This is a genomic window from Anaeromyxobacter sp. (genome assembly GCA_016718565.1).
GTDB lineage: Bacteria > Myxococcota > Myxococcia > Myxococcales > Anaeromyxobacteraceae > JADKCZ01.
Map to the genome: position 1 here is coordinate 574386 of JADKCZ010000001.1, position 11449 is coordinate 585834.

Sequence of the window (11449 nt, forward strand, 5' to 3'; positions counted from 1 at the left end):
GGCGAGCCTTTCAACGTTCGTTGAAGGGAAGGGCGGGGCCGCGGGCCCGGGCGTCTATGGGCCCCCGCCCTGGCCCGGGATCGTGTATCTCTCCTCGACCCATGCCCCCTCGCCTCGACCGCGCCCGCGCCCTGCTCCTGGCCGCCCTGCGCGAGGTGGAGGCCGAGCAGGCCAACCCCGGCTGCGCCCTCTGCCGGACCCAGCTGGACGCCTGCCACGACACCCTGGCGGGCTACCTGGCCGCGGTGGAGGCGGGCGTGCTGCCGCCCAGGAAGGAGCGGCCGGAGGGGCTGGGCAAGCTGGTGGTGGACGCCTGGCCCTTCGACGCGCCGGTGGCCAGCGCGGTGCTGGCCGCGGAGCGCGCCTTCCGGAACGCCTGATGGACCCGGCCGCCCTTCCGCCGCGCCCGCCGGCGCGCCTCACCTCGCCGCGCGGGGGGCGGGTGCGCCGCCTGGCCGCGCGGGTGGCGCGGGCCGGGTGGGGCGGGGGGCCAGCCGAGCCCTGGCTGGCCGACCACCCCTGGCGGCGCGAGGGGGCGCTCGACGAGTCGGGGCGCGAGGCGCGACAGGCGCTCCTGGGCGGCGGCCTGCTGGTCGGGGTGGGCTCGGCGGTGGGGGCGGCCATCCTGCCGGGTGCGCCCGGCGGCCTGGCGCTGCTGCCGGCGCTGGTGGTGGGCGTCTTCCTGGCCGTCGGCTTCTGGCTCCTGTGGCGCGGCGTGCGGGCCGTGCTGCGCCGCGCCCGCCACGGCGTGGCCGAGCTCCGCTTCGCGCGGCTCCCCTTCTTCCTGGGCGAGCCGCTCGAGGTGACGCTGGTGCGCGACGGGGCCACGGCGCGGCTGGAGGGGCTCACGGCCCGGCTCACCTGCCTGGAGGAGCGGTGGGGCGAGCCGGTGGGGCGGCCGCACGATCCCGCCGGCCCGCCCGGCGGGCGGCGCCTGGAGCGGGTGGAGCGGTGGAGCGCCACCCGGGCGGTGGCGGGCGGCGGCGGGGCGCGGCTGCCCATCCGCTTCGACCTGCCCGCGCCGGGGCCGGGGGTCCTCGGCACGGCGCTGTCGGAGGTGCTGCCGCGCTACTGGGAGCTGGAGCTGTGGGCCGACCTGCCCGGGCCCGACTTCCACGCGGTGTTCCTGGTGCCGGTGTACCAGCGGCCGGGGCCCGCAGGGCCCTGACCGGCCGGGCGGCCGGCCGTCGAGCCGGGGCCCTCGCGGCGGGCGCCGGCGCAGGCGGCCCGGCGGCCAGGCCGGTCGGTCACCGCTCCTCTGACGGCGCCGCCGGCGGGGCCGCGCCCGGCGCCAGCACCCCGGGCGCCAGGTCGAGCAGGTCCTCGGCCGTGAGGATGGCCACCAGGTGCTCCCCCTGCTTCACCGGGAGGCAGCCGATGCGGTTCTGCTTCATGAGGTGCAGGGCCATCAGCACCGGCGCCTCGGGCGTCACGGTGATGAGGCTCCGCTTCATGACCTCGGCCACCGGCGTGCTGGGGGCGCCGGGCGGCGGCGGGTGGGTGGCCAGCGCCGCGAGGTGGCGCTCCACGCCGCGCCTCGACACCAGCCCGACCAGCCGCCCCGCCTCGTCCTCGACCGGCAGGTGGCGGAGCCGCCGCCAGCTCATCAGCTCGGCCGCCAGCTCGACCGGGTCGTCCGGGCGCAGGGTGACGAGGTCGGTGGTCATGTGCTGCCCGACCCGGTGGTGGCCGGTGCGGGCGCTGTCGTTCTCGTCGAGCTGGGCGCCCTCCCACTCGCTCACCACCTTGCCGGACTTCTGGCGGGCGATCATGGCCGCCACCAGCGCCGTGGCCCGCGCGCCGGCGCCGCCGCGGTCCTGCATGGCGGTGAGCGAGCGGGTCATCCAGCGGGCGCCGGTGCGCAGCGTGCGCACCCGGGCCTCCACGATGCCGAGGTAGCGCGCCGAGTCGGCCGGGTCCACGCCGGCGCGGTCCAGCCCGGCCTGGGCCAGCGGCAGGAGGCGGTCGAGCAGCAGCGGCTGGGCCAGCGTCTCCTCGCCGTCCAGCCAGGTGAGGCGGGCGCCCAGGCCGTCGCGGGCCGCGGCGTACAGGTTGGCGCGGGCGTGGCCCACGTCGAGCCTGGCCGGCAGGTCGTCGAGGGTGGCCCCGAGCTCGCTCATCAGGCCGAGCCAGAGCGCCGCGCTGGCCACCTCGTCGGCGATGGTGGGGCCGGCGGGCAGCACCCGGAGCTCGATGCGCAGGTGCGGCTTGCCGTTCTCCGAGATGCCGTAGCAGGGGCGGTTCCAGCGGTAGATGGTGCCGTTGTGGAGCCGCAGCGCCTTCAGGTCCGGGATCCGGCCGCTCGCCAGCACGGCCAGCGAGTCCTCGCCCGGATCGGTGCCCACCAGCAGCCGGAAGCGGCTGACGTTGTCCTTGAAGAGGTCGGCCACCTGGCCGGACAGCCAGTGGGTGCCGAAGGAGACGCGCCCCTGCGCGTCGCGCAGGTGCAGGCCGGGGGTGCGGATGTCCACCGCCTGCTCGAAGAGGGCGATGCGGGTCTCGGCCCAGAGCCGGCGCCCGAACAGCACCGAGGAGTTGGTGCCCGAGGCCAGCACCGGCGCCAGCAGCGCCTGCGCCAGGTTGTAGTGGTGGGCGAAGCGCTCCGGCTCGGCCAGCTGCAGGTGGACCTGGAAGCTGGCGTTGCAGGCCTCCACCATCACCGAGTCGTGCCGCACCACCAGCTCGTCGATGCCCTTGATGGAGAAGGTGTAGTCCTGCCCGCGCGCCTCGTTCATGACCCGGTTCAGCGTCATGTACCGCGGGTTCGGCACCATGTTGCGCAGGCCGAGGTCGCTGGTGGTGATGGTGGGCAGGATCCCGGCCAGCACCGGCTGCTGGCCGATGGCGGCGGCGGCGTCGCGCACCTTGCCGTAGAGCTGCGCCAGCTGCGCCTCGAGCTGCCGCAGCCCGGCCCCGCCGAGCGGCTGCGGGTCGGCGTTCGCCTCCAGGTTGAAGAGGCCGAGCTCGGTGGTGTAGTGCGGGTCGTCGAGCCGCCGGAGCAGGTCGAGCGCGCCCGGGGCCGGGTGGTAGGCCTGGTCCACCAGGAACAGCTCCTGCTCCGCGCCGATGCGGGAGACGCCCCGCTCGAAGAGCCCCTCGGCCTGCATCCGCTCCAGGGCCTGGATGTCGGTGAGCACGGCGCGCATGAAGCGGCGCCGCTCCTCGCCGGAGAGCTCGCCGTCGGTCCGCTTGTGCTCGTGGGTGTCGTCCATGGCGGCGCCCTCCTAGCGGGTCCACTGCTCGAGGTACTGGGGGAGCATCTTTCGCCAGGTGATCCAGTCGTGGTGCCACTCCGGGCCCCAGCTGTCCACGTGGTTGGGGATCCCCTTGGCGCCGAGCACGTTGGCCAGCCCGAAGCTCTCGCCCAGGTTCTCGAAGCGCCCCTCGCCGGTGACGAACTGGATGAAGCGGGTGCGCAGCACCTCGAGGTGGAGCCCCTCGAGGTGGGGGACGAAGAGCAGCGGCGAGGAGACCTGGAAGGCCTGGTTGGGCGTGGGGACCTCGATGAAGCGCATCAGGTCGAAGGTCCCGCTCATGGCCAGCGCCCGGTGGAACAGGTCGGGGAAGCGGCACACCACCGCGGCCGCGTGGAAGGCGCCGATGGAGGCGCCGGCGCTCCAGATGGGGACGTCCGGGGCCTGGCAGTCGAGGCGGATGGCGGGCACCACCTCGTGCTTCACGTACTGGTGGAACTCGTGCTGCAGCTGCATGCGGTGGTCGGGGCTGCCGGTCCGGTTGAACCAGGCCGCGCCGGCCACGCTGTCGCAGGAGTAGATCTTGACCTTCCGGGCCTCCAGCAGCGGCCGCAGCGCCGCGATGAGCTGGAAGCGCTCGATCTCCTCGGCGTCGCCGCCGGCGGTGGGGAAGACCAGCACCGGCTGGCCCACGTCGCCCCAGCGGGCCAGGGTGACGTCGCAGCCCAGCCGCGAGGAGTGCCAGCGCGCCTTCTGGAAGGAGCTCACGGGCCGCCCTCCCGCCGCCACTGCTGGATGCGGCCCCAGAACAGCTCGGTGAAGCGCTCGACCTCGTGGGCGGGGAAGAGGGCGGTCACCTTCTGGCGCACCGCGTCCTTGGCCTCCGGCGTGGTGAAGAACTGGTCGGTCACCTCGTCGAGGTGGCCGAGGTGCGCGGCGCACCAGTCCTCGAAGCGGGCGGCCTCGAAGCGCGCCTCGGCGATGGCCGCGTAGCGGTCCAGCTTCTCGGAGAAGGGCAGGTCCTGCGCCGCCACGGCCAGGAAGGGGGCCCAGTCCAGGTTCTTGGGCATGGGGCGCTTGGTGGCGGCGCAGTAGAGCGTCCAGCGCAGGTAGGCCTTCACCAGCCAGGGGAAGTGGAAGTGCAGCGAGGTGACCTGCGAGTCCGGGCAGGGGTTGGCGAAGTCGATGGGGTGCCAGGTGCCGGCGCGGCGCAGCGCCTCGCAGGAGTTGAACTCCCAGCCGAAGAAGGCGTTGATGGTCAGGGTGAGCTTGCGCAGGTGCTCGGTGTCGGCGGCCGGCATGAAGCCGGTCCGCATGGTGTAGCGGTCGTGCAGCGCCGCGCCGGGGTCGTACAGGACGCAGCGGGTCTGCGGGCCGAAGCCGATGCAGCGCACGAACAGGTCGAAGCCCTCCACCGAGGCCTGCGCGTGCATCACCGACTTGCCGCTCTCCTCGTAGGCCTTCCAGGCGGCCTTGGCGTCGGCCACCCGGGTGACGGCGCGCCAGCCGCCGCCGTCGTAGGGCTTGAGGTAGAAGGGCCAGCCGAGGCGGTCGCCGATGGCGGCCACGTCGAAGAGCCGGGCGTAGCGGTGCAGGGTGGGGCGCAGGTCCGGGGTCGGCTCGTGGCTCTTGGGCGGCAGCATCCAGGTCTCGGGGATGGGCATCCCGAGCCGCATCATGGCCGCGTAGGAGGTGTGCTTCTCGTTGGCCTGCACGCTCCAGGGGTTGTTGAAGACGTACAGGTCGTCCACCAGGATGGCCTTCTTGATCCACTCCCGGCTGGTGTGGAACCAGTGCGTCAGGCGGTCCACCACCACGTCGTACTTGACGGGCTGGCGCAGGTCGAAGGGCTCGATGGTGACCCGCTCGACCTCGAAGCGCAGCGTGTCGCCCTGGTGCGGCACGCGCAGGTCGAGCCGCTTCACCAGCGCCTCGAAGCACAGCGGCCAGCACAGGTCCGCGCCCAGGGACAGCCCGATCTTGCGAACCACCTCGGCCATGGTCGACCTCACTCGTAGACGAGCATCAGCGGGCCCGGGAAGAGCCAGGACAGCCCCTCCCGCAGGCGATCCCGCCAGTTCTCCCAGTTGTGGCCGTCGCGCGCCTCGACGAAGCGGACGTCCATGCCCGTGGCGCCGAGCAGCGGCACCAGCGAGCGGTTCTCGTAGATCAGCGACTCGTACATGCCGCAGGAGACGAAGACCCGCTCGCTGACGGCGCGCGGCTCCCCGCGGAACTCGTTGACGAAGCCCACCACCTGGTCGAAGAGCGGCCCGCGGCGGTTGTGCGTGCCGATGTCGGTGAAGGCGAAGGAGCCGGACTGGAGCAGCAGCCGCCCCCACCGGCCCGGGTAGCGCCAGGCGGTGGAGAGGGCCCCCACCGCCCCGAAGCTGGCGCCCATGAGGCAGCGGGCCTGCGGCCGGTCCACCAGCGGGAAGCGCGAGGCCAGGTGCGGCAGCAGCTCCTCGGTGAGGTAGCGGGCGTGGCCGGCGTCGTTGGCGTACTCGCGCAGCCGGTCCGGCGAGTCGGTCAGGGCCACCACCAGGTCCGGGATCTCCAGGCGGTGGATGAGGTTGTCGAGGACCGTCTTCAGGCCGGTGTAGTTCAGGTAGTCGCTGCCGTCGTGGACCACCAGCAGCGGGTACTGGCGGCTGCGGCGGAAGCGGGCCGGCAGGTAGAGGTGGCCGGTGCGCCGCCCCAGGGTGGGGCTGTCGAAGGCCAACGGCTCCAGCGTGCCGGGGCGGGCCAGCGGGTCGGGCCGGCTCCAGCCGGGCGCCTGGTAGCCCTCGGCCTGCAGCACCGAGTTGTGGCCGAAGGGATCGCGCGCCCGGTTCGGGTTGAGCGGGTCCTCCACCCAGGTGCTGCCGCCGCTGCGCCAGACCTCGAACTTGTACTCGACGCGCGAGCCGGCCGGGATCTCCAGGGTGAGGTGCCACAGGGTGGTGCCCTCGAGGCGGGTGAGCGCCGTGGCGGACTCCAGCCCGTAGACCCAGTGGCGCAGGTTCACGCCGTCGGCCTGGCCGTTCCACAGGAAGGTGACCGAGGAGCCCTCCACCACCGGGATGCGGCGCCCGGCCAGGAAGGCCTGGGCCCGGGCCTGGTCGGGCCGGGAGGCCAGCAGCGCCTGGACGGCGGAGCGGGGGCCGGTCACGGCGCGGCCTCCGCGCCCGGCCGGAGGGGCCGGTGGCCGCCGTCGCCGAGGAGCTCGAGGACGCCGTGGGCCGAGCCGAGGGCGCCGTCCCGCCAGGTCACCCGCGAGCGCGCCGGCAGCGCCAGGCAGCGGGCCGGGGCGAAGCGCTGCGCCAGGTTCTGCACCCGGTCGCGCCGCGTCAGGTCCAGCCGCTCCTCGGGCTGCGGGAAGAGCACCAGCCCGGGCACCAGCCCCAGCCCCTCGTCGAGCAGCTCCGGGGCGCCCGGCCCCTGGGGCGGCTGGTCGTGGAAGAGCACCACCCGCTCGCTGGCCACCATGGCGCCGCCCGACCAGGCGAAGACCGGCTTGTGACGCAGCAGCGGGGTCAGGCCGAAGAGCGAGACGCGGTTGAGGAGCGTGGCCACGTTGCCTCCGGCGATGGCCACCGCGTCGCAGCCGTCCACCAGCTCGGCCAGCGCCTGCCGGTGGCGCACCACCGCGGGCCGATCGGCCGGGGTCCAGCGGGCCTCGAACTCGGCGCGCAGCCGGGCGCAGCTGCGCAGGAAGTCGGCGTCGAGGGCGCGCACCGCCTCGGCCGAGGCCCGGGCCTGCTCCTCGGCGATGTCCGGCGGCGGGGCCCGGTGCCGCACCACCCGGTCGGCCTCCAGGGCGTGCTCCAGGCGGATCCGGTAGAAGTCGCGCCGCACCCGCAGCGCCAGCTGCCGCTCCCGGTGCGCCTTGCGGAGCTCCGGGTCCTCCCGGAAGAGCTGCTCGCCGAGGGCGTGGAGCCGCAGGTTGACGGTGCGCCCCTGCAGGTGCTCCTGCAGGTCCTGGTCCTCGTCCTCGCGCTCCTGCCAGCCGGCGGTGACGACCGCGATGCGGCCGCGGACGCCGAGCTCCGCCACGGCCTCGCCCAGGGTCGGGTCGAAGCGCTGGGCTCCCAGGAGGACGACGGCGGCGGGCATGGGGGATTGGCTGGACGGCGGCGCCGACGATAGCAGAGGCCGGGCCGCCCGCCGGTCAGCGCGCCCTCACCCGCACGGTCCGCCCCACGGCGTCGAGCATGCCGCGGAGCTCGTCGTAGTCGGGGTGGCGCAGGCGGAGCCAGGCGTTGGCCATGAAGCCGGCCTCGACCGGCTGGGTCGGGGCGCCGGGCGGCGGCAGGTGCTGGTCGAGGATCCAGGGGCCGAAGCGCCGGTGGATCTCGTCGAGCCCCTCGTAGCCGGCGATGGTGCCGTCGCGGTCGGGCCGGAGCGCGATCATCCCGGCGGCGAAGCGGCGCGAGGCCCGTGCGCCCGGCTGGCCGTGCACCACCGCGTTGGCCCACTCGCGGTAGAGGTCGAGGTCGTTGCCGGCGGCGTGCAGGTCCCAGGCCCGGACCCCGGGCGGGCGGCAGCCGATCTCGCTGAACTTCAGCCCCTTGGGGCCGAAGAACCACTCCATGTGGGTGGCCGAGGTGCCGATGTCGAGCACCTCCACCACCTGGCGGCCCATGGCCTTGAGCTCCGCGTAGCCCGTGGCGTCGACCCGGTTGGTGGCCACGAACTGCGGGGAGATCCAGCGCGTCCGCATGGCCTCCAGGACGTTGGGGTAGTAGTGGGTGATGAACTCGTGCACCACCCGCCCGTCGATGGTGATGGTGTCGTAGAAGCCCTCGTGGCCCTCGATGAACTCCTCGACGGCCACGCCGGCGCCGCGCCCCACCCCGGAGGCGGCCAGCGCCTGCTCGAGCTCGGCGGGGCCGTCCACCCGGTGGGTGCCGGAGGCCCCGGCGCCGTCGCGCGGCTTCACGATCAGCGGGTAGCCCACCCGCGCCGCGAAGTCCCGGATCTCGGCGGCGTCCGCCGAGCCGAGCGACTGGGCGCAGGGGATGCCGGCGGCCCGCAGGGCGTCCTTCATGGCCGGCTTGTCGCGGCACAGGAAGGTGGTGTGCACGCTGGTGCCGGGGATGCCGCAGCGCTCGCGCACCCGCGCGGCCGGCATGACGTGGGCCTCGACCACCGCCTCGAGGCGCGCCACCGGGACGCGCCCCTGGATCCAGCGCACCGCCTGCTCGAGCTGCCCCTCGTCGGTGACGTTGCGGACCTGGTGGTAGTGGAAGAGCCAGTGCCGCAGCTCGGGATCCAGGGACTCCTGCGGCCGCTCCCCGATCCCGCTGACCCGGGCGCCGACGGCGTGGAGGGCGCGGACGAACTCGCGCTGGTTGGCGGGGAAGGAGGGCTCGAGGAACACGACGTCGGGGGCCATGGGGAGGGGGTTATATGGAACCGGCGCCTCGCTTGCTAGGGTGCCGGGCCGTGCGGATCCTGTTCCTCTCGTCGGAGCTGGCCCCCTTCGCCAAGACGGGGGGGCTCGGGGACGTCTCCGCCGCCCTGCCCAGGCTGCTCCACGGGCTCGGCCACGACGTCCGGCCCTTCCTGCCCATGTACGCCCGGGTCGAGGCGCCCGGCCGGGCCTTCCGCACCGTGGTCCCGGAGCTGGCGTTCACCCTCGGCGCCCACCGCATCCGGGTCTCCATCCACGCCTCGCCGCTCCCCGGCACCGACCTGCCGGTCTACTTCGTGCGCTGCCCGGGGCTCTACGACCGCCCCTCGATCTACGGCAGCGGGCCCGACGAGCACCTGCGCTTCGCGGTGCTGCAGTGGGCCGCGCTGCGGGCCTGCCAGGCCATGCGGTTCGCGCCGGACGTGGCCCACGTGAACGACTGGCAGACCGCGCTGGTGCCGCTCTTGCTGCGCAGCGTCTTCGCCTGGGACCAGCTCTTCCACCGCACCCGGACGCTGCTCACCATCCACAACCTGGGGCACCAGGGCGCCTTCGACGCCCGGGTCCTGCCCGACACCGGGCTCCTGCCGGCCCGCGACCTGCTGCACCAGGACGCGCTCGCCGCCGGCCGCCTCGGCTACCTGCAGACCGGCATCCTGCACGCCGGGGCCATCACCACCGTGAGCCCCACCTACGCCCGGGAGATCCAGACCCCGGAGCACGGGGTGGGCCTCGACGGCGACCTGCGGGCCCGGCGCGACGTGCTGCGGGGGATCCTGAACGGCCTCGACGAGGCCGAGTGGGACCCGGCCACCGACCGGCACCTGCCGCACCACTTCGACGAGGGCGACCTCTCGGGCAAGGAGCGCAACAAGGCGGCCCTGCTCCAGGCCAGCGGCCTGCCCTGGCACCGCGAGGTGCCGGTGGTGGGCATCGTCTCCCGGCTGGTCTGGCAGAAGGGCTTCGACCTGTGCACCCGGGTGCTGCCCGGCCTGCTGGCCCGCCGCCCCTTCCAGCTGGTGGTGCTCGGCAAGGGGGAGCACCGCTACCAGCGCTTCTTCGCCGACCTGGCCCGGGCCTTCCCGCGGCAGGTGGCCTTCGACCCGGCCTTCAGCGAGCACCGGGCCCACCTCATCGAGGCCGGCGCCGACCTCTTCCTCATGCCCTCGCGCTACGAGCCGTGCGGCCTGAACCAGCTCTACAGCCTGCGCTACGGCACGGCGCCGGTGGTGCACCGCACCGGCGGCCTGGCCGACACCGTCCTGCCCTGGGACCCGGCCAGCGGCCGCGGCACCGGCTTCGTCTTCGAGCACTTCGACGAGGCCGGCCTGGCCTGGGCCATGAACCGGGCGCTCGACTGCTGGGGCAGCGGGGCGGGCGCCGACCGCGAGCGCTGGGTCCGGCTCCAGCGGAACGGGATGCGGCTGCCGCTCGGCTGGCGCCACCGCATCGGCGAGTACCTCGAGCTCTACCGGCAGCTGGCGCCCGAGGCGGGCTGACGGACCGTGAGGAGATCACGGTCCCCGAGCCGGCGCGCCCCGGGCCGCCGCCGCGGCGCGGCTACTCGAGGTAGCGCACCTTGACGGTCTCGATGATGGTCTGGAGCGCCTGCTGCACCACCTCGGTGCGGGGGTGGCGCACCACCACGTAGCCGTCGCCCTCGTAGCTCTCGCCCTTCGGCGCGCCCACCGTCGGCAGGCGGGCCTCCATCACCAGCGGGCCGATGGCCTCGTGGACCTGGTGCACGCCGTCCACGGCGGCCACCCGTCCGCGCCCCAGGCCCCGCAGGAAGGCGCAGCCCACCGCGTACGTGCGCTCCCAGGGGCCGTCGAAGGCGCCGTCCACCACCGCCCGCACCCAGGCCCGGTACAGGTCCACGTCGTGGGCCAGGCCGGTCATGAGCGAGATGTTGGCGCCGGGCGGCCGCTGCGCGATCTCGCCGATGACGGTGCTCCCGTCGGGCCGCCGGAACCACTCCATGTGGGTCACCCCGTCCTCCAGCCCCAGGGCGGCGATGGCCCCGCGGGCCATGCGGCGGGCCGGCTCGTACTCGGGGCCAGAGACGTCGCGGGGCAGCAGGCAGGTCCACTGGATCCAGGGGTTCTCGAGCACCTCGAGGCAGGTGGGCTGGTACTGGGAGATGGACTCCAGGCGCGGCTGGCCGCCCACCGTGATGGTCTCGAAGCTGAACTCCCGCCCGCGCAGGAACTCCTCCGCCAGGATGGGGCTGGCCGGGCTCGCCCGCATGCCCCGGACGGCGTTCAGCAGCTCGGGGAGCGACCCCACCCGGAAGGTGGACTTGGCGCCCGCGCCGGCCGGCGGCTTCACCACCATGGGGAAGCCGATGGCCTCGGCGAAGGCCCGGGCGTCGGCCTCGCCGGCGAGCAGCCGGCTCCGCGCCACCGGCAGCCCGGCGGCCGTGAGGGCGGCCTTCATGCGGGCCTTGTCGCGGAACAGGTCGGCCACGCCGGGCGGGGTCCCCGGGACGCCGAAGGCCGCCCGGGCCTGCGCCATCGGCACCATCAGGGCCTCGAGGATGCCGATGATCCGGTCGATCGTCCCGTGGCGCTGCTGCAGCAGGTGGGTGGCGTCGAGGAGGTCCTGGCCGGAGAGCGGATCGGTGACGCGGACCAGGTCGGCGTAGACGCCGGCGTCGGCGCCCGAGGGCGGGGTGTGGACGATCCCCAGCAGCCGCACGTCCGGGTGCCGCGAGGCGGCGCGCACGAAGCGCATGGTGGCATCGACCGGGAAGGGCGCGACGAAGACCACGTTGCGGGGCATGGCCGCGCACCTTGGCAGGGGGCGGCGCGCCCCGTCAAACGGCGCCCCGGCGCGGGAGGGGAGGGGATCCCGGGCGCGA

Annotated in this window: 10 protein-coding genes; 3 read left to right on the forward strand and 7 right to left on the reverse strand. The window is 74.6% G+C overall.

Annotated elements, in window-relative coordinates; all coding sequences use genetic code 11:
* The first annotated feature begins 101 nt into the window (after positions 1-101).
* Positions 102-380 (forward strand): hypothetical protein, encoded by a 279-nt coding sequence (locus tag IPO09_02485; protein ID MBK9516218.1) that lies wholly within the window; start codon positions 102-104, stop codon positions 378-380.
* Positions 380-1168 carry a hypothetical protein gene (locus IPO09_02490; GenBank protein ID MBK9516219.1) on the forward strand — a complete coding sequence of 263 codons (789 nt, stop codon included), beginning with the start codon at positions 380-382 and terminating at the stop codon, positions 1166-1168. The genes IPO09_02485 and IPO09_02490 overlap by 1 nt, the downstream gene beginning before the upstream one ends.
* Before the next feature lie 79 nt (positions 1169-1247).
* Here IPO09_02490 and IPO09_02495 read toward each other — a convergent pair whose 3' ends face one another.
* The 6 genes from IPO09_02495 to IPO09_02520 are packed head-to-tail and all read right to left on the reverse strand — an operon-like array spanning position 1248 to position 8571.
* A complete protein-coding gene (locus IPO09_02495; GenBank protein ID MBK9516220.1) occupies positions 1248-3212 on the reverse strand; it encodes a CBS domain-containing protein in 1965 nt (654 codons plus the stop codon).
* Positions 3213-3224: 12 nt separating this feature from the next.
* Positions 3225-3962, reverse strand: coding sequence for a hypothetical protein (locus IPO09_02500; GenBank protein ID MBK9516221.1), 738 nt, complete (start codon positions 3960-3962; stop codon positions 3225-3227).
* Entirely contained in the window at positions 3959-5194 is a 1236-nt protein-coding gene (locus tag IPO09_02505; GenBank protein MBK9516222.1) for a hypothetical protein, read from the reverse strand. Before IPO09_02505 ends, IPO09_02500 begins: the two co-directional genes overlap by 4 nt.
* Positions 5195-5202: 8 nt before the next feature.
* Positions 5203-6345, reverse strand: coding sequence for an esterase family protein (locus IPO09_02510; GenBank protein ID MBK9516223.1), 1143 nt, complete (start codon positions 6343-6345; stop codon positions 5203-5205).
* Positions 6342-7289, reverse strand: a complete 948-nt coding sequence (locus tag IPO09_02515) for a Type 1 glutamine amidotransferase-like domain-containing protein (protein ID MBK9516224.1) — start codon at positions 7287-7289, stop codon at positions 6342-6344. The genes IPO09_02510 and IPO09_02515 overlap by 4 nt, the downstream gene beginning before the upstream one ends.
* 55 nt (positions 7290-7344) lie before the next feature.
* Positions 7345-8571: an ATP-grasp domain-containing protein gene (locus IPO09_02520; protein MBK9516225.1), complete on the reverse strand. Its 1227-nt coding sequence runs from the start codon at positions 8569-8571 to the stop codon at positions 7345-7347.
* A gap of 50 nt (positions 8572-8621) precedes the next feature.
* Here IPO09_02520 and IPO09_02525 point away from each other — a divergent pair, with 50 nt between their 5' ends.
* Positions 8622-10088 carry a glycogen synthase gene (locus IPO09_02525; GenBank protein MBK9516226.1) on the forward strand — a complete coding sequence of 489 codons (1467 nt, stop codon included), beginning with the start codon at positions 8622-8624 and terminating at the stop codon, positions 10086-10088.
* Between the two features lie 61 nt (positions 10089-10149).
* Here the strand turns inward: IPO09_02525 and IPO09_02530 are convergent, their stop codons facing one another.
* Positions 10150-11370 (reverse strand): ATP-grasp domain-containing protein, encoded by a 1221-nt coding sequence (locus tag IPO09_02530; GenBank protein MBK9516227.1) that lies wholly within the window; start codon positions 11368-11370, stop codon positions 10150-10152.
* Positions 11371-11449 lie beyond the last annotated feature (79 nt).